The organism is Streptomyces sp. NPDC088387, from assembly GCF_044753385.1.
In the GTDB taxonomy this organism is placed as follows: domain Bacteria; phylum Actinomycetota; class Actinomycetes; order Streptomycetales; family Streptomycetaceae; genus Streptomyces.
Genome location: NZ_JBIVNC010000007.1, coordinates 21902 through 40292, shown reverse-complemented (window position 1 = coordinate 40292; position 18391 = coordinate 21902). Strand labels below are relative to the sequence as shown.

Here is an 18391-nt window from a genome sequence, read left to right as displayed (position 1 = left end):
GATCTGACGAAGACTTACGAGAGTCCGCCATGTACGAGCTGTCCAGGGTCCGCCTCTACTCCATCGGGCCGGCCGGTGCGCGCTACGCCGACACCGTGCTGGACCTGCGCGGCGTCGGCGCCGAAGTGCCCGACCCCGCGCCCACACAGGCGGAGTTCTTCGAGGAGGAGCCCGTCGGCCCGCCGCGCCGGCCCGCACCCGCCGGGGTGCTCTTCCTGGAGAACGGCGGCGGCAAGTCCGTCCTGCTCAAGCTGATCTTCTCGGTGATGCTGCCGGGCCACCGCAACACCCTCGGCGGCGCCAGCTCCGGTGTGCTGCGCAAGTTCCTGCTGGCCGACGACTGCGGACACGTGGCGCTGGAGTGGCAGCACGTGCTGACCGGCGAGTGTGTCGTCGTCGGCAAGGTCAGCGAGTGGCGCGGGCGGCAGGTGTCCAACGACCCGCGGAAGTTCGCCGAGGCCTGGTACTCGTTCCGGCCCGGCCCCGGACTGTCGCTGGACAACCTGCCCGTCGCCGAGGCCACCACCGTGCGCCCGCCCGTCGAGGGCGCCTCCGGCGCCCAGGGCCGGCGCCGCACCATGAAGGGGTTCCGCGACGCGCTCACCGAGGCCGGAAAGGCCTACCCGCACCTGGAGGTGCACTGGGAGGAGATCCACGACCGCTGGATCGAGCACCTCGGTGACCTGGGCCTCGACCCCGAACTCTTCCGCTACCAGCGGGAGATGAACGCCGACGAGGGCGAGGCGGCCGGCCTCTTCGCGGTCAAGAAGGACTCCGACTTCACCGACCTGCTGCTGCGCGCCGTCACCGACACCCGCGACACCGACGGGCTCGCCGACCTCGTCGGCGGCTTCGGCAACAAGCTGGGCCGACGCGCCGAACTGATCGCCGAGCGGGACTTCACCGCCGGATCCGTGGATCTGCTGGGCCGGATCGTCGAGGCGGCCCAGGGGCGCGCACGCGCCCGGGACATCCACGCCTCGGCCGAGCGGCGCACCCGCACGCTGGCCCGGCGTCTGTCGGCGCGCGGCGGGCAGGAGCGCGCACGGGCCGCCGACCTCGCCCAGCGCGTCACGGCCGCCGCCTACTCCGTCACCCACGCCGAGAGCACACGCGAGCGCAGCGCGCTGATCACCGCCGAACTCGCCTACCGGCACGCCTCCCTGGCCCTCGCCGGCGCCGAGAAGTCCGCCGCGGGACTGAAGCGCGAACTCGCCGACGCCCGCACCCTGCACGCCGCCTGGCAGGCCGCCGAGGCCGTGCTCCGGCACCGCGCCGCCGCCGACCGTGTCGCGCGGGTCGCCGCCGCCATCCAGGAGGCCGAACGCGACGCGGCCCCCGCCCTCGCCGCCCGCACCAAGGCCGCCGTCGACCTCGTACGGGCCCTGCACACGGCCGCCGAGAGCGGCGAGACCCTCGCCAACGAGGAGGAGGAGCGCTCCGCCGCACTCCAGGAGATCGGCGAGTCGGCGCACCGGGACGCCACCGCCGCCGCGACGGACGCACAGCGCGCCCGCAGCGAGGTGGGGCACCTGCGGCAGCGCCTCGCCGAGGTCGAGCAGGAGACCGCCGAGGCCGTCCGCGCGGGGTGGCTCGACGACAGCGCGCCCGACGCCGACCCGGCCCGCGCGGCCCTCGCCGCCAGCGACGCGGAGAAGTCGGCCGTGGCCGCCTGGGACACCGCGCGCGAGGCGTCCCGCCGAGCGGGCGAGCACGCGCGCGAGACGGCGTCCGTCGAGTCCCGTGCCGAACTGACGGCCGCCCGCGCGGCGGACGCGGCGAGCGCGGCGGAGCGGTCCTACGAGGCCGAGCGCCGCCTCGCCGAGGGGCTCGCGGCCGAGGAGCGACTGGCCGAACTGCTCAGCCTGCCCGGTGCCGGCGGCACGCGCACCGGCGAACGCACCGGCGCAGGCACAGGTACAGCAACGGGCGCAGGCACGCGCACCGGCATCGGCACAGGCACAGGCGGTGTGCCCGGACCCCGTGCCAACGACACCACACCCGCCACCCCCCGCCCCCTCTCCGAAGGCACCCTCGCCCCCGAGGAACTCGACCGCTTCGCCGACGAGTTGCGCGAGCTGCTCGACGACGGCGTGTCGTCCGCCGAGCGCCAGCTCTTCGAACTGCGGACCGCCGCGGCCGACGACGCGCGGATCCTCGGCGCGCTCGGCGACGGCGGCCTGCTTCCCCCGGGCCCCGACGTGCTGGCCACCGTCGAGTATCTGGGCGAGCACGGCATCCCCGCGCTGCCCGGCTGGCGCTATCTCGCCCAGGCCGTCGACCCCGTCGACCACGCGCGCGTGCTGGCCGCCCGCCCCGAGCTGGTCGACGGCGTCATCATCACCGACCCCGCGTCCTACGCCCGCGCCCGCGAGGCGCTCTCCGAGGCCGCGCTGCTGCCACGCTCCGCCGTCGCCGTCGGCACCGCTGCCGCGCTGCTCGCCCCGACCCCCGCACCCGACGCCGACGACGACAGCGCCGTCTTCCTCGTGCCGCCGAACCCCGCCATGCACGACGAGCACGCCGCCGACGAGGAGCGGCAGACCCTGCGCGCACGGGCCACCGAGCGGGACGAGGAGATCAGGGCGCTCGCCGCCCGGCTCGGCAAGGACCGTGAGCTGGCCGCGCGGCTGGCGTCCTGGCGCACCGGCTGCCCGGCCGGACGCCTTGTGGAACTGGCGCAGACGGCCGTGGAGGCCCGTGCGTTCGCCGAGGAGGCCGAGGCCGAGCTGGCCGAGGCCAGGACCGCGCGCACCGAGGCCGACGAGGCCGCCGCCGAAGCCCACCAGGTCCGCGACGAGCGGCAGGAGGCCGCCCAGAAGGCGCGCCGCGCCGCCGACGCCCTCGCCGGACTCGCCTTCCGGCTGCGTGAACGCGCGGGCTGGCAGGTCAAGGTGCGTGAACTCGCCGACGAGGGCGCCGAGTCCGAGGCCCGCGCCCAGAGCTGCCTGGAGCGCGCGCGGGCCGCCGACGAGGACCGCCGCGCCGCCCAGCGCGCCGCCGACGACGCCCGCCGCACCGCGCGGGCCCTGCGTGCCGAGCGCGCCGAGATCGCGGGCGCCCCCGACGACGTACCCGAGGAGGAGACGGGCGCGCCGAAGGCGGCCCTGCCCGCCCTGCGGGAGGCGTACCGGGCCGCGTCGCAGGTGTACGAGAAGGTCGGCGTCGGCGCCGATCTGCGGGCCGAACAGGCGCGCGCGGAGAGCGACGAGAGCGGCGCGCGGACGGAACTCGACCGGCTGAGCAACAAGGTGCGCACCCGTGCGGGACAGCTGCTCCAGTCGCCCGACGGCTCCGACGGACCGTCCCGGCAGGCCGCCGCCGCGCGGGCCGAGGAGCTGGTCCAGCTCCTGGAGACGCGGATGTCCAGCGCCAGCGAGCAGTTGGGCCGGCTGCGCGGCGAGACCGAACGGCACGCGCCCGGGGACGGCGAGGCCCACACCGAGCTGCCCGAGGAGCTGGTCCCGCGCGACGCCGAACACGCCCAGGCGCTGCTGCGTACCGCGACCACCGAACTCGCCACGCGCGCCGAGGCGTTGGCCGAGTCCCGCGAGGCGCACGCCATACTGCTCGCCGAGCACCGGGCCGCCGAGGACGGCGCGGGCGGCTTCGACGAGACCGCCGCGATGCTCCGCGACCTGCTCCGTGAACACCTGGCGGACGAGGAGCGGGAGGAGCCCGAGCCCTACCCCGGCAGCCTGGAGGAGGCACGGCACTCCGCCGCCGAGGCCCGCCGCTCCCTGCGCGGCTGCGCCGCCGACCTCTCGGCCGCCGAGACCGCCGTACGCGAGGCGAGCGACGTACTCGTCCGGCACGCCAACTCCACCCGCTACGAGCAGGTGCGCACTCCCGCGCGTCAGCAGATCCGCGAACTGCCCGCCGCCGCGCTGCCCGAGCACGCGCAGAAGTGGGCGGACGCGTTCGCGCCCCGGCTGCGGGTGCTCACCGACGAGCTGGAGCAGCTGGAGCGCAACCGCGACTCGATCGTGGACCGGCTGCGCGGGCTCGTCGAGTCGGCGCTGGCCACCCTGCGCTCGGCGCAGCGCCTGTCCCGGCTGCCGGAGGGGCTGGGCGAGTGGTCGGGTCAGGAGTTCCTGCGGATCCGCTTCGAGGAGCCCGACCAGGCCAGCCTCACCGAGCGGCTCGGCGAGGTCGTCGACGAGGCCACCCGCGCGGCCGTCAAGAAGAACTCCGACATGCGCCGCGACGGCCTGTCCCTGCTGCTGCGCGGGGTCGCCGCCGCACTCCAGCCCAAGGGCGTCGCCGTGGAGATCCTCAAGCCGGACGCCGTACTGCGCGCCGAGCGGGTGCCCGTCGGGCAGATGGGCGACGTCTTCTCCGGCGGCCAGCTGCTCACGGCGGCGATCGCGCTCTACTGCACGATGGCCGCGCTGCGCAGCAACGACCGGGGGCGGGACAAGCACCGGCACGCCGGCACGCTGTTCCTCGACAATCCGATCGGGCGGGCCAACGCCACGTACCTGCTGGAGCTCCAGCGGGCCGTGTCGGACGCGCTGGGTGTCCAGCTGCTCTACACCACCGGGCTGTTCGACACGACCGCGCTCGCGGAGTTTCCGCTGGTCATTCGGCTCCGCAATGACGCGGATCTCAGAGCGGGGCTCAAGTACATCAGTGTGGAGGAGCATCTGCGTCCCGGGCTGCCGCAGCAGGCGCCCGACGGCGAGGGGCACAGTGAGATCACGGCTACGCGGATGTTCAAGCGCCCGGCTGCGTCCGCCTCTTGAGGGGCGTGGGGGACTGCGGGGCCGTTGTGGCTGGTCGCGCAGTTCCCCGCGCCCCTAAGACAACTAGGCGTCCTCTTTCAAGAGGTCCGCGCATTTCTCGCCGATCGCCATCGTCGTGATGCACGGGTTGACCGTCACCAGGTCCGGCATCACCGAGCCGTCCGCCACCCGCAGGCCCTCGACACCCTTGACCCGCAGGCGGGGGTCGAGAGGAGCGTCGTCGCCGGGGCCCATCTTGACCGTGCAGGACGGGTGGTAGACCGTGTTGTGGGTCTTGCGGATGTAGTCCAGGAGCTCGGCGTCCGTCCGGACGTCCGGGCCCGGGGCCAGCTCCGCGCCCGCCCAGCCGCTCAGCGCCGGCTGCGCCGCGATCCTCCGGGCGAGCCGCAGACCGTACGTCATCACACGCACGTCGTGCTCGTGCGTGAAGTACCGCGGGTCCACCTTCGGCTTGTCCCGGTAGTCCCGGGTGCGCAGCCGTACCGTGCCCCGCGACCTGGACCGCGTGACGTTCGGCGTGAGGCAGAACGCGTTCTCCGAGGTCGGATAGCCCCAGCGCGCGGTGTTCATGTCGAACGGCACGCTGCCGTAGTGGAACATCAGGTCCGGCCGGTCCAGGCCCGGCTCGGTGTCGTAGAAGACGCCCGCCTCCCACCACTGGCTGGACGTGGTGGTCATCGGCTGTTTCGCGTCCCACATGATGACGCCCTCGGGGTGGTCCTGGAGGTTCTCGCCGACGCCCGGGGCGTCCACGACGACCTCCACACCCACCTCCCGGAGGTGCGAGGCGGGTCCGATGCCGGACAGCATGAGCAGCTTCGGCGAGTCGATCGCCCCGCACGAGACGATCACCTCGCGCCGGGCCCGTACCGTCCGGGTGTGGATCAGGTCCGGGTCGAGGTACTCGGCGCCGGTGCACCGCCGCCCCTCCAGCACCAGCCGCTTGGCGCGGACGCCCGTCCGCACCTCCAGGTTGGGCCGCCTGCCCAGCACAGGATGCAGATACGCCACCGACGACGACTGCCGGATGTTGTTCTCGTCGGAGTTGATCTGGAACCAGTTGGCGCCCCGCACCACGGTCGTGCCGGTGTTGAAGCCGACCGTCGGGATGCCCTCCTCCGCACACGCCCGGAGCAGGGCCGCGCCGCAGGGGTCCTCGCTCTTGACGGTGCGCAGTTTCACCGGGCCGGTGCGGCCGTGGTGGTCGCCCGGCGCGTCGTTGGACTCCAGCCGCCGGTAGAGCGGGAAGACGTCGGCCGCGCTCCACCCCGTACAGCCGCCCGCGGCCCAGGCGTCGAGGTCCTCGGCCGGTGCCCAGAAGGCGATGCAGGAGTTGTGCGAGGAGCAGCCGCCGAGCACCCTGGCACGCGCGTGCCGCAGAAAGCTGTTGCCGTCGGACTGCGGCTCGACCGGGTAGTCCCAGTCGTAGCCGGACTCCAGCAGGCCCATCCAGCGGTCCAGTCGCAGGACGTCGTCGTCGCCGACGTCGCTCGGGCCCGCCTCCAGCACACAGACGGTGACCGACGGGTCCTCGGAGAGCCGGGCGGCGACCACGTTGCCCGCGGTGCCGCCGCCGACCACGACATAGTCGAACTCATCGCCGTTCATGCGCGGTTGACCTCCTTCAGTCGGTCGCCGGGGCGGCACCGGCCGCCTGCGCGGGGGCCTCCAGGCGGTGTTCGGCGAGCACACCCGTGCGGTGCCGCTGCACGAACCAGTAGTAGGCGAAGCCACCACCCGCGATGACCCCGACGAACAGCACCGCGCCCCACTGGAGGTACCAGTGGTACGGCGGGGCGGCGTTGTAGACCGCGGACCGGGGCCAGATCAGGTTGGTCGTCATGCCGAGGCCCCACAGCACGGCGAGGATGTTGACCGGCAGACCCCAGCGGCCCAGCGAGAAACGGCCCTCGGCCGGCTGCCACCGGCCGCGCAGCCGGGCGACCAGCATCGGCGCGGTGACACCGAGGTAGGCGAGGTAGATCATGATGATGCCGATGCTGGTGACCACGGTGAAGATCTGCGGCTGGCGGATGTTGACCACCAGGATCGCCAGCGCCAGTATGCCGATGATCACGGCCGGCAGGACCGGCGTGTGGAAGCGGGGGCTGACCTTGGCCAGCAGGCTCGACGCGGGCAGGTTGTTGTCACGGGCCATCGCGAACGCCAGCCGGATCGCCGCCGTGTGCACGGCCAGCGCGCAGACCGTGACCGCGATCAGCACACACCACAGCATCGCCTTGCCGGCCGTCGAGCCGAGCACGTCGAGGACGACGAACTGAAGACCGTCCGTGGACAGCTTGCCGCCGTTCAGCGAGGACACGCTCATCAGCGCGAACAGCAGGATCAGACCGCCGAGGACGAACGACGCGATGATCGCGCGCAGGATGGCACGCGGCGCGTTGCGCGACGGGTCGAGGCACTCCTCGCCGAGCGAGGACGCGGTGTCGAAGCCGTACATGACGTACGCCGACGCCAGTGACGCCACGAGGAACGCGCTGAGATAGCCGGCCGGCTGGCCGTCGCCCGTGCCCTGCGTGTCCATCACGACACCGGGACCGCGGGTGAAGTGCGCGGCGAGCAGCACGATGAGCACAACGGTGGCGATCAACTCGATGAACACGCCCGCCGTGTTGATCCGTGCCATCAGCTTCACACCGAAGGCGTTCACCAGCGTGGTGAACAGGATCAGCACCGCGGCCAGGATGACCGCGTTGGTCGCCACGTCGTACTTGCCGGTGCCGTCGCCGACGAACTGGAACACGGCGGAGATCTGCGGCAGCGTCAGCTGGTAGGCCAGCGCCACGGCCGCGATGGAGACGATGGAGGCCGTCAGCATCATCCAGCCGGCCAGCCAGCCCAGATGCTGGTTGCCCACCCGCTTCGACCAGTTGTAGACCGAGCCCGCGATGGGGTACTTGGCCGCCAGTTCGGCGAAGCACAGGGCGACCATGAACTGGCCGACGAAGACCATCGGCCATGACCACCAGTAGGCGGGGCCGCCGCTCGCGTAGCCGAAGTAGAAGAGCTGGAAGGTGCCGGTGAGGATGGAGATGTAGCTGATACCGGCGGCGAAGGTGTGGAAGTTGCCCAGGCTGCGTTTGAGCTCGGGTTTGTATCCGAACTCGGCGAGTTCGGAATCGTCGTTCTGCTGGGTGTCCGATGGTCTTGCGGTCTTGGTCAAGAGCGGACTCTCCTTGTGGGCGGACGGGGACTGGGGGAGCGGCTCGTGCGGCCGGGTGGCACGGCGGTCAGCCGGCCGGCACGGCGATCAGGAGAACCAACCCTGGGGGGCGGGAGCGGTATTGCGCCAGATGTGCTTCGGTTCCCGGTACTCGGCGAGTCCGGCGGGGCCGAGTTCACGGCCGAAGCCGGACTGCTTGAAGCCGCCCCACTCCGCCTGCGGGACGTACGGGTGGTAGTCGTTGATCCACACCGTGCCCAGCCGCAGCGCCGCCGCGACCCGTGCCGCGCGGCCCTCGTCGCGGGTCCAGACGGCGCCGGCCAGGCCGTAGATCGTGCCGTTGGCGAGCCGTACGGCCTCGGCCTCGTCCGTGAAGCGTTCCACGGTCAGCACCGGTCCGAACGACTCCTCCTGCACCACCGACATCCCGGCCGAGCACTCGTCGAGGACGGTCGGCGGATAGTAGAAGCCCTGGTCGAGGGCGGGGTCGGAGGGGCGCTCGCCACCGCAGCGCAGTATGGCGCCCTCCTTGACGCCCTGCTCCACACAGGCCTCGACCTTCGCGCGGTGGGCGGCGGAGATCAGCGGTCCGGTCTGGGCCCGCTCGTCGAACGGCCCGCCCATCCGGATCTCCCGCGCCCGGCGCACCACCTCGTCCACGAACCGGTCGTGCAGCGAGTCCTCCACCAGCAGCCGCGCGCCCGCCGAGCAGACCTGCCCGGAGTGCAGGAACACCGCGGTGAGCGCCATGTCGACGGCCGTCTCGAAGTCGGCGTCGGCGAAGACGATGTTGGGGTTCTTGCCGCCGAGCTCCAGCGCGACCTTCTTGACCGTGGGGGCCGCGACCGCCATCAGGTGCCGGCCGGTCTGGAGGCCGCCGGTGAAGGAGACCAGATCGACGTCCGGGTGGTCGCCGAGCGGGGCGCCCGCCTGCGGACCCGCGCCGAGCACCAGGTTCCCGGCCCCGGCCGGCAGCCCGGCCTCCGTGAGTAGCCGCATCAGGTGGATCGCGGTGTGCGGGGTCAGCTCGCTCGGCTTCAGCACGAACGTGTTGCCTGCCGCGAGCGCCGGGGCGACCTTCCACGCGGTCTGGAGCAGCGGATAGTTCCAGGGTGTGATCAGTGCGCAGACCCCGACCGGCTCGTACACGACCCGGCTGTCCACCTCGGGGCGGCCGGTGTCGACGACCCGCCCGTCCTCCGCGGCGGCCAGCCGGCCGAAGTAGCGGAAGCAGTTCGCCACGTCGTCGATGTCGTACTCGCTCTCGACCAGCCGTTTGCCGGTGTCCAGCGACTCGGCGCGGGCCATCGCCGCCTTGTCCCGCAGCAGCAGACCGGCGACGCGCAGCAGCAGGTCACCGCGGTCCTGGGCGGTCGTACGGGGCCAGGGGCCGTCGTCGAAGGCGCGGCGGGCGGCGGTGATCGCGTCCACGGTGTCCGTGCCGTCCGCCTCGTCGACCACGGCGACGAGTGAGCCGTCGGCCGGGCAGCGGATCTCCCGCGTGCTGCCGGCCGCGGCGCTTCGCCACTCGCCGTCAATGAACAGGTCCGGCATGATCGTCTCCCAGGTCGTTCGTGTGCCGCAGCTTCCCCAGAAGCCACTCGTGAAACATCCCGATGTGGTGTTCGTTGGGGACCAGCACACCACCATCCCGGTACGCCCGCGACGCCATGGCAGGCTGTGTCCGCTCACAGGCTTCAAAATCCTGCGCGTTCACCCGGTGGAACAGCTCCACCGACCGCGACACGTCCGCCCCCGACTCGACGACCTCGGGCGCGTACAGCCAGTCGCACTCGACGACCGTGCGGTCCGCGGCGAGCGGGAACATCCGGTGCAGGATCACGTGGTCCGGTACGAGGTTCACGAACACCGTCGGCTTGACGGTGATCGCGTAGTAGCGGCGGTCCTGGTCCTCCGTGACCCGCGGCAGCTTCGCGAACCCGGCGCTGCCGTCGACCGTGAAGCCCTTGACGCCCTCGCCGAACTCGGCGCCGTGGCCCACGTAGTACTGGGCCGCGTAGCCGTCCGCGAACTCGGGGAGCACCTCGGTGAGTTCGGGGTGGATCGTCGCGCAGTGGTAGCACTCCATGAAGTTCTCGACGATCAGCTTCCAGTTGGCCTTCACGTCGTAGGTGATGCGCTTTCCGAGCGCCAGGTCCTGTGTGCCGTACTGCTCGATCGCCGCGGGATCGCCGAGCCGCTCGACGGCGGCGCCCATCACGGTCTCCTCGAAGGAGGGCGGCTCGTCGGCCAGGCAGACCCAGGCGTACCCGAGCCACTCGCGCAGGGCGACCTTGTGCAGGCCGTGGGCGTCCCGGTCGACGTCGGGCATCTTGACGAGGTTGGGCGCGGCGATCAGCCGGCCGTCCAGGTCGTAGGTCCAGGCGTGGTAGGGGCACTGGATGTTGCGGCGGACCTCGCCGGACTCCTCCGTGCAGAGCCGGGCCCCGCGGTGCCGGCAGATGTTCAGGTGGGCGCGGAGCACACCCTTGCGGGTACGGGTGATCAGGACGTTCTCGCGGCCCACCTGGACGGTGCGGAACGCGCCCGGTGTGGCCAGGTCGGCGCTGCGCACGGCACAGAACCACATGGACTCGAAGAGGTGTTCCTGCTCCTGCCGGAAGATCTCCGGGTCGGTGTAGTAGAGGCCCGGCAGGGTCGTGATGAGGCTGGGGGAGACCGGGGTCGTCGTCACGGGGGAGGCTCCTCAGGCGGGCGCGGCGGCGAGACGGGAGGGGTCGAACAGGCCGATGGGGTGCTCGGTGGTGCCGTTCAGCGCGAGGTCGGCGAGGATCTCGCCGACCACGGGCACGAACTTGAAGCCGTGTCCGGAGAAACCGCAGGCCACCGTCACGGAGTCCGGGTGCGCGGGATGCCGGGCGATCACGAAGTGCTCGTCGGGGGTCGTGGAGTACATGCAGGTCGCGGCCTTGAGGAAGGTGCCGGGCAGATCGGGGATGCAGCCCGCCATGTGGTCGGCCATGGCCTGTACCTCGTCGTCGTGGACCGTGCGGTCGATGGTCTCCGGTGTGGTGACGTCGCCCTTGCGGAAGAAGGCGACCTTGGCGCCACGGTCGGGGCCGTCGATCGCCGGGAAGCCGTAGACCTGCACGCCGGCCGTGTCCTCCCAGATGTAGATCGGGTGGTTCGCGGGGAGGAACGGCTCCACGCCGTGCCGCGGCTGGAACCAGTACATGACCTGCCGCTCGATCGTGATCGGCACCCCGAGTTCGGCGAGCAGCCGGGGCGCCCAGGCGCCGGGGCAGATCACCAGTCTGCGTGCCGTGTAGGTGTTCTCGTGGGTGTGCACACGCACGCCGTCGCGGTACGGCTCCCAGCGCGTCATGGGTTCCTCGAAGTGCAGGTCGGCGCCCTGCCGGGTGGCGAGCTGGAGGTGCGCGGCGACGGTGTTCTCGGGCCGGAGCAGCCCCGCCTTGCGTTCGTACAGCGCCACCTCGTCGTCCCGCGGGGTGAGCGTCGGGAAGCGGCGTCGGATCTCCTTCGCGTCCAGCATCTCGTGGGGCAGGTCCCACTCCTGCGCGGACCGCAGCGACCCGGCGACGGTACGGGAGTCGGGGTGCCCGATCATCACCCCGCCGCCCAGGATCGCGATCTCCCGGCCGGTGGCCCGCGCCAGGTCCTCGTACAGCTCGTAGGCGCGCAGCAGCAGTGGCACATAGGCCGGGTCCTCGAAGTACGACTGGCGGGTGATCCGTGAACCGCCGTGGCTGGAGCCGCGGTTGTGCACCGGGCCGAACTTCTCCAGGCCGAGGACACGGGCGCCGCGCGCGGACAGGTGGTGGGCGGCGGCACTGCCCATACCGCCGAGACCGATGACGACGACGTCGTAGGTGGGGGACATGGCTGTCTCCTGGGGGTCTCGCTCGCCTAGCGGCGGATGCGGGTCATCTTCGGGTCGAACAGGGGTTCCTCGGCGACGGTCGCGGGGACCTTCTCGCCGAAGTACTCGACATGCACACCCGTGCCGGCGGCGAGCGGTGCCGGCAGCCAGGCGTACGCGACACACCGGCCCAGCGTGTAGCCGTACGAGGCGCTGGTCACGTATCCGGCCGGTGCGCCGTCGACGTACACGGGCTCCTTGCCGAGGACCACGGCGGCGGGGTCGTCGAGGAGGAGCGGGGTGAGACGGCGGGTCGGAGTGCCGGTGTTGCCGGCGTTCTCCAGCGCCGGCCTGCCGACGAAGTCCGGCTTGTCCATCCGGACCGCGAAGCCGACGCCCGCCTCGAACGGGTTGTGCTCGTCGGTCATGTCGGTGCCCCAGGCCCGGTAACCCTTCTCCAGGCGCAGCGAGTTGAACGCGGAGCGGCCGGCCGCGACGACGCCGTGCTCCTGTCCCGCCTCCCAGAGCGTGTCCCACAGCCGCAGGCCCAGATCGGCGGTGGTGTACAGCTCCCAGCCCAGCTCACCGACGTACGACAGCCGCATCGCGGTCACGGGCACGTGCCCGATGTACGTCTGCTTCGCGCGGAAGTAGCCGAACGCCTCGTGCGAGAAGTCGTCGGCGGTGAGCGGCTGGACGAGGTCGCGGGCGAGGGGCCCCCAGACGCCGACGCAGCAGGTGCCGGAGGTGATGTCGCTGATGTGGACGCCCTGCGGCGCGTGGCGCAGCAGCCAGTCGAGGTCGGCGGGGGAGTTGGCGCCGACCTGGAAGCGGTCGGGGGCGAGACGGGCGACGGTGAGGTCGGAGCGGATGCCGCCGGTGGGGTCCAGGAGCAAGGTGTAGGTGACCGCGCCGGGCTTCTTGCGGAGGTTGTTGGTGGTCATGCGGTCGAGGAAGTCGAGGGCGCCGGGGCCGGTGACCTCCAGGCGGCGCAGGGGGGTCATGTCGTAGAGGGCGACCTTCTCGCGGGTCGCCCTGGCCTCGGCGGCGGCGACGGGGGACCAGAAGCGGGCCGACCAGTCGTCACGTGCGGGGAGGTCCGGCGCGTCAGCTGCTTCGGCCGGGCGGGCGTTGGCCTCGTACCAGTGCGGGCGCTCCCAGCCGCCGCCCTCCAGGAAGTGGGCGCCGAGCTGCTGCTGGCGTGCGTAGAAGGGGCTGACGCGCAGCGGGCGTGGCCGCTCCATCGGCTGGAGGGGGTGGAGGACGTCGTACACCTCGACGAACTGCTGCGAGCCGCGTTCCCGGATGTACGCGGGTGAGCGCTGAGCCTCCTCGAACCGGGTGAGATCGCACTCGTGTACGTCGGTCGAGGGGCGTCCGTCCACCATCCACTCGGCGACCGCCCTGGCGACACCCGCGGAGTGTGTGACCCAGACGGCCTCGGCCAGCCAGAAACCACGCAGGGTCCGGGACTCGCCGAGCACCGGCATACCGTCCGGGGTGAAGGAGAAGACGCCGTTGAAGCCCTCCTCGATCTCCGTCTCCCGCAACGCCGGGATCAGCCCGCGGCAGTCCTCCCAGCTCGGCGCCCAGTCCTCCACCGTGAACGGATACGACGACGGCATCTCCATGTCCCGTGCCCGCGCCTCGTCGTACGGCGGCACCGCGAACGGGTCGACGGGCAGCGGGCGGTGGGCGTAGGAACCGATACCGATGCGGTCGGTGTGCTCACGGAAGTACAGGTCACGGTCCTGGAACCGGAGGATGGGGCGCGTTGCCTCCGCCGTGGCGGCACTCAGCTCGGGCAGCGGACGCGTCCTGGCGTACTGGTGTGCGAGCGGTTGCAGCGGTACGTCCACTCCCGCCATCCGTCCGACGACGGGCCCCCAGAATCCGGCGGCGGAGACCACGTGGTCCGCGGGGAACGTGCCCCGGTCGGTGACCACGCCGGTGACGCGTCCGTCCTCCCGCTCGATGCCGGTGACGGTGTGGCGGTCCAGGAAGCGGGCGCCGTTGCGCTCGGCGCGGGCCATCTGGGCGCGGACCGCGAGGCGGGCGCGGGCCAGGCCGTCGTCGGGGGTGTGGAAGCCGCCGAGAACTGTCGATTCATCGATGAGTGGCCACAGTTCCTTGCAGCGGGCCGGGCCGACGACCTCGCCGCGGACGCCCCAGGCGGCGGCGTAACCGGCCCTGCGGTGCAGATCGGCGAGGCGCTCCGGGGTGGTGGCCAGCTCCAGGCCGCCGACCTGGTCGAAACAGGGGACGCCGTCGACGTCGAGCGCGAGGAACTTCTGGACCGTATACGCCGCGAACTCGGTGAGCGTCTTGGAGGGGTTGGTCTGGAAGACGAGGCCGGGGGCGTGGGAGGTGGAGCCGCCGGGGGCGGGCAGCGGGCCCTGTTCGAGGACGGTGACGTCGGTCCAACCGCGGGCGGTGAGCTCGTCGGCGAGGGAGGCGCCGACGATGCCGGCGCCGATGACGACGACGCGGGGGGAGCGGTGGTCGGGGGTGGTGGGCATGTCCCTCCCTGGAGTGAGGCCGTTCACAGGACGACCACGGAGCGCAGCACCTCGCCGCGGTGCATCCTGGCGAAGGCCTCCTCGACCTGGTCCAGGGCGATCGTCTCGGAGACGAAGGCGTTGAGGTCGAGCAGGCCGTACAGGTACTGGTCGATCAGGAACGGGAAGTCGCGGCTCGGCAGACAGTCCCCGTACCAGGACGACTTGATGGCGCCGCCGCGCGAGAAGACGTCGATGAGGGGGAGTTCGACCTTCATGTCCGGTGCCGGGACACCGACCTGGACCAGCAGACCGGCGTGGTCGCGCATGTAGAAGGCCTGTGTGAACGTCTCGGGCCGGCCGACGGCGTCGATCGCTATGTCGACTCCGTGTCCGTCGGTGAGTGCGCGGACGGCCTCCACCGGGTCGGTACCACGGGAGTTGACGGTGTGGGTGGCGCCGAACTTCTCGGCCTGGTCCAGTTTCTTGTCGTCGATGTCGACGGCGATGACCTTCATGGCGCCGTTGAGACAGGCACCGGCGATGGCCGCGTTGCCGACGCCGCCGCAGCCGATGACGGCGACCGAGTCGCCGCGGCCCACGTTGCCGGTGTTCACGGCCGCGCCGTAGCCGGCCATCACCCCGCAGCCGATCAGGCCCGCTGCCTCGGGCCGGGCCGACGGGTCGACCTTCACCGCCTGACCGGCCGCGACCAGCGTCTTCTCGGCGAACGCGCCGATACCGAGGGCGTTGGACAGCGGTGTGCCGTCCGTCAGGGTCATGGGCCGGGCGGCGTTGCGGGAGTCGAAGCAGTACCAGGGGCGGCCGCGGCGGCAGGAGCGGCAGGTGCCGCAGGGCGCGCGCCAGGCGAGCACCACGTAGTCCCCGGGTTCGAGGTCGGTGACACCCTCGCCGACCTCCTCGATCGTGCCGGCCGCCTCATGGCCGAGGAGGAACGGGAAGTCGTCGTTGATCGCGCCCTCCCGGTAGTGCAGATCCGTGTGGCAGACCCCGCAGGCCTGCACGGTGACCAGGACCTCCCCGGGCCCCGGATCGGGGACGACGATCGTCCGCACCTCGACGGGCGCGCCCTTTTTCACAGCGACTACGGCACGAACCTCATGTGGCACGACCTAGCTCCTCTGCTGTTGCGCAATGCACGATGGGTTGCGCGATGAGGAACATAGTGAGAAGCGCATCGAGCGGCCGTCAAGAGGTGCGGGTTAACCCTTGGCAAAACGCGCGGACGCGACGAAACACGTCGGACACACGAAGGCGCGGGACCGGGGAAACTCCCTGGTCCCGCGCCGTTCTTCGCCGGCCGCCGGTGACCTCCGGCGGGCGGTGCGTCTGCCCGGACGTCGGTCAGAAGCCGTAACCCATGCGCTTGGACAGCTCGGTGGCGGCCGCCACCGTGCGCTTGGTGAGCTCCGGCAGCCGCTCGGGGTCCAGCCGGTAGACCGGGCCCGAGGCGCTGACCGCGCCGATCACCCGGCCGTCGTGCGCGCGCACCGGCGCCGCCGTGGCGGCCAGCCCCACCTCCAGCTCCTCCACCGCGAGCGCGTACCCCCGCTCGATCACGGCGTCCAGCTCCCCGCGCAGGGCGACCGGGCCGGTGATCGTCCGCTGGGTGAACCGGGGCAGCGAACGGGCCAGCAGACCCTCGCGCAGCGTCGCCGGCATGTGCGCGAGCAGCACCTTGCCGCTGGAGGTGGCGTGCAGCGGGGTGCGCCGGCCGAGCCAGTTCTGGGCGGTCACCGAGGCGCTGCCGCGCGCTTGCATAATGTTGACCGCCGCGTCGTCGTCCAGGACCGCGATGTTGACCGTCTCGCCCAGCTCGTCGGCGAGTTCACGGCAGAGCGGGACGCCCTCCTGGGAGATGTCCAGACGTACTGCCGCCGCCCCCGCGAGGCGTAGCACGCCGGCTCCCAGGTAGTACTTGCCGCGGTCCTTGGCCTGGCCCACCAGACCGCGGTTCTCCAGAACGCCGAGCAGCCGGAACGCCGTCGACTTGTGCACGTCCAGCTCGTCGGCGATCTCCGTGACACCCGCTTCACCGAGCCGGGCGAGGATCTCCAGGACGCTCACCGCGCGGTCCACCGACTGGACCGCGCTGGGGGTGCTTCTGCCGCCTGACGCCACGGAGTTCTCGGCCGGCTCCTCGCCGCTGTCGGACTGCCTCTGCGTGCGGGCCATAGCTCAACTCTCACCACCTGGCGGCCCGGTTTGGGCCGCATCTTCGGGAAACCCTTGACGCGACGGTTGCCCCGCCCGGATTCTGTTGCGCAGAGCGCTCGCTCGTGCGCCATCTGGAACATCATGTTACCCGAGAGTCCGGTTCCCACCAGGAGCCGGACCCTCCGGACCGCCGGTCGACCCACCTGGTCCGTGTACGTCGTACGTCCCGAACCGCCGAGCAACCTCCGCGTCCCCGAGCACTCCGCGCGTGTCCCGTTCTTCCGTGCACCCTTCGCGCACGTCCGGACCCCGTGCACTTCCGTGCGCGTCCGGTACCGCGTGCGCCTCCGTCCACGTCCTGTACCGAGAGGGGGGCCCATGATTCCCGTGTGCCGTCTCGAAGACCTCCCCGAGGGCGAGTCCGTCCGCCTGGACACCACCCCGCCCGTCGCCGTGTTCCGCACCGAGGACGGCGAGTTGTACGCCGTCGACGACACCTGCACCCACCAGGACGCGTCACTGTCCGAGGGCTGGCTGGAGGGCTGTCTGGTCGAATGCCCACTGCACGCGGCCTCATTCGATCTGCGTACGGGCGAGCCGACCTGTCTGCCCGCCCGGCGCGCCCTGCGCACCCACCGCGTCACCGTCGACGAGGGTGTGGTGCACGTCCACATCGCCGCCCAGGAGGGCACCGCCGCATGAGGACCGTCACCGTGGTCGGCGCCTCGCTCTCCGGCCTGTACGCGGCCCGGGAACTGCGCGCCCAGGGTTTCGACGGCCGACTGGTCGTCGTCGGCGACGAGACCCACCGGCCCTACGACCGGCCACCCCTGTCCAAGGACTATCTCACGGGCCGTCTGGACGAGACCCGGCTCGCTCTCACCGATGACGCGGAGAGCGCCGAACTCGACGCCGAATGGCGCCTGGGCACGCGCGCCCGCGGCCTCGACGCCCGTGGCCGGACCGTCCTGCTCGACGACGGCCGTACGGTCTCCACGGACGGCGTGGTGATCGCCACCGGAGCCTCGGCCCGGCGGCTTCCCCGGCACGGGTTGCCCGGCGTCCACACCCTGCGCACCCTCGACGACGCCCGCGCCCTGCGCGCGGAACTCGCCGACGGCCCACGCCGCGTGGTGGTCGTCGGCGGTGGCTTCGTCGGCGCCGAGACGGCGTCCTCGTGCGCCTCCCTCGGCCACACCGTCACCGTCGTCGAAGCCGCGCCGCTCCCGCTCGTGCCCCAACTCGGCGCCGAACTCGCCGCCGTGTGCGCCACCCTCCACCGCCGGGGGGACGTCGACATGCTCACCGGCCGTCAGGTCGCCGGACTGCACGGCACGGCCGCCGTCACCGGCGTCGAACTCGACGACGGCCGGATCCTCCCCGCCGACACCGTGATCGTCGGCATCGGCGCCACCCCCAACACCGCCTGGCTGGCGGGCTCGACGCTGGCCCTGCACGACGGAGTGCTCTGCGACGACGGCTGCGTCACCTCGCTGCCCCAGGTCGTCGCCGTCGGCGATGTCGCCCGGGTCGGCGGGGCGCGCGCGGAACACTGGACCTCCGCGACCGAGCAGCCCCGGGTAGCCGTGGCCAACCTGCTCGCCGGGCACACCGTCACGACCGTCCGGCCGCTGCCGTACTTCTGGTCCGACCAGTACGGCTCACGGCTCCAGTTCGCCGGCCGCCGTCAGGACGGCGACACCGTGCGGATCGCCGAAGGCGGGCTGGTCGACGGCGCCCCGGCCGACGACGGCTTCCTCGCCCTGTACGAACGGGACGGCCGGGTCACGGCCGCGCTGTCCGTAGACCGCCCCCGCACCTTTATGCGCATACGACGCGAACTCGCGCGCGGGGGAGGGAGGGTGGGGTCGGTGGTGGGGTGAGGGGTCCGCCGGACTCTCGCCCACGGGACCGCCGACTCTTCGTCCGCGGGGTTGCCGGCCCC

Annotated in this window: 11 protein-coding genes; 3 read left to right on the top strand and 8 right to left on the bottom strand. The window is 72.1% G+C overall.

The window, feature by feature from the left end; genetic code table 11:
- Positions 1-29: 29 nt before the first annotated feature.
- Complete coding sequence (locus tag ACIQAC_RS19600) at positions 30-4745, top strand: hypothetical protein (protein WP_402192766.1); 4716 nt, start codon at positions 30-32, stop codon at positions 4743-4745.
- A gap of 63 nt (positions 4746-4808) precedes the next feature.
- Here the strand turns inward: ACIQAC_RS19600 and ACIQAC_RS19595 are convergent, their stop codons facing one another.
- The 8 genes from ACIQAC_RS19595 to ACIQAC_RS19560 form a co-directional block, all read right to left on the bottom strand.
- Positions 4809-6353, bottom strand: coding sequence for a GMC family oxidoreductase (locus ACIQAC_RS19595; protein ID WP_402192764.1), 1545 nt, complete (start codon positions 6351-6353; stop codon positions 4809-4811).
- Between the two features lie 16 nt (positions 6354-6369).
- Positions 6370-7929 (bottom strand): APC family permease, encoded by a 1560-nt coding sequence (locus tag ACIQAC_RS19590; protein WP_402192762.1) that lies wholly within the window; start codon positions 7927-7929, stop codon positions 6370-6372.
- Positions 7930-8016: 87 nt separating this feature from the next.
- Positions 8017-9483: an aldehyde dehydrogenase family protein gene (locus ACIQAC_RS19585; RefSeq protein ID WP_402192759.1), complete on the bottom strand. Its 1467-nt coding sequence runs from the start codon at positions 9481-9483 to the stop codon at positions 8017-8019.
- Positions 9464-10624, bottom strand: coding sequence for an aromatic ring-hydroxylating dioxygenase subunit alpha (locus ACIQAC_RS19580; protein ID WP_402192757.1), 1161 nt, complete (start codon positions 10622-10624; stop codon positions 9464-9466). The genes ACIQAC_RS19585 and ACIQAC_RS19580 overlap by 20 nt, the downstream gene beginning before the upstream one ends.
- Before the next feature lie 12 nt (positions 10625-10636).
- On the bottom strand, positions 10637-11791 hold the full coding sequence (gene solA, locus ACIQAC_RS19575; RefSeq protein ID WP_402192754.1) for an N-methyl-L-tryptophan oxidase: 1155 nt from the start codon (positions 11789-11791) through the stop codon (positions 10637-10639).
- 26 nt (positions 11792-11817) lie between these two features.
- Positions 11818-14289 carry an FAD-dependent oxidoreductase gene (locus tag ACIQAC_RS19570; protein WP_402192752.1) on the bottom strand — a complete coding sequence of 824 codons (2472 nt, stop codon included), beginning with the start codon at positions 14287-14289 and terminating at the stop codon, positions 11818-11820.
- A gap of 23 nt (positions 14290-14312) precedes the next feature.
- Positions 14313-15398 (bottom strand): S-(hydroxymethyl)mycothiol dehydrogenase, encoded by a 1086-nt coding sequence (locus ACIQAC_RS19565; protein WP_402192749.1) that lies wholly within the window; start codon positions 15396-15398, stop codon positions 14313-14315.
- 235 nt (positions 15399-15633) lie between these two features.
- Positions 15634-16464, bottom strand: coding sequence for an IclR family transcriptional regulator (locus tag ACIQAC_RS19560; protein ID WP_402192747.1), 831 nt, complete (start codon positions 16462-16464; stop codon positions 15634-15636).
- A 360-nt stretch (positions 16465-16824) separates the two neighbouring features.
- On the opposite strand from ACIQAC_RS19560, the gene ACIQAC_RS19555 reads away from it, so the two are divergent.
- Positions 16825-17148 (top strand): bifunctional 3-phenylpropionate/cinnamic acid dioxygenase ferredoxin subunit, encoded by a 324-nt coding sequence (locus ACIQAC_RS19555; RefSeq protein WP_402192745.1) that lies wholly within the window; start codon positions 16825-16827, stop codon positions 17146-17148.
- Complete coding sequence (locus ACIQAC_RS19550) at positions 17145-18329, top strand: NAD(P)/FAD-dependent oxidoreductase (RefSeq protein WP_402192743.1); 1185 nt, start codon at positions 17145-17147, stop codon at positions 18327-18329. The genes ACIQAC_RS19555 and ACIQAC_RS19550 overlap by 4 nt, the downstream gene beginning before the upstream one ends.
- The last annotated feature ends 62 nt before the right edge of the window (positions 18330-18391 follow it).